Source organism: Nocardioides sp. CPCC 206348, from assembly GCF_048654705.1.
Taxonomy (GTDB): Bacteria; Actinomycetota; Actinomycetes; order Propionibacteriales; family Nocardioidaceae; genus Nocardioides.
The window spans coordinates 81,204-81,746 of sequence record NZ_JBMCZA010000217.1 but is presented as its reverse complement, the minus strand read 5'-3'; the positions used below and the strand labels follow the sequence as shown (position 1 = coordinate 81,746).

Genomic DNA, 543 nt, shown 5'->3' with positions numbered 1-543 from the left:
CTGAACTGTCGTCCGGGTGAAGTGGTGTTCACCTCGGGAGGCACCGAAGCGGACAACCTGGCGGTCAAGGGCCTGTACTGGTCGCGTCGCGCGACCGACCCGCGCCGCCTGCGCTTCCTCGCCTCGGCCGTCGAGCACCACGCCGTGCTCGACCCGCTCGAGTGGCTCGAGGAGCACGAGGGTGCCGCGGTCAACCTTCTTCCGGTCGACAGCCTGGGCCGCCTCTCGGTCGATGCGCTCCGCGCCGCTGTCGAGCTCGAGCCCGCCTCCGTGGCGGCGATCACCGTCATGTGGGCCAACAACGAGGTCGGGACGGTCCAGCCGATCGACGAGGTCGTCGCCCTCGCGGCCGAGCACGGCATTCCGGTCCACACCGACGCGGTCCAGGCCATCGGCGCCGTCCCGGTCGACTTCGCCGCCTCGGGCGTCGACGCGCTCTCGGTGTCCGGCCACAAGGTCGGCGGTCCGCAGGGTGTCGGTGCTCTCGTCGTACGACGAGAGGTGGACCTGACGGCGCTCCTGCACGGTGGTGGTCAGGAACGT

At 70.9% G+C, this 543-nt stretch carries 1 protein-coding gene; it reads left to right on the top strand.

Annotated features, from left to right (window positions below; genetic code table 11):
• Window positions 1–24: 24 nt before the first annotated feature.
• The coding region (locus tag ACOADB_RS24185) for a cysteine desulfurase family protein (protein WP_378604801.1) at window positions 25–543 on the top strand (519 nt) is incomplete at its 3' end.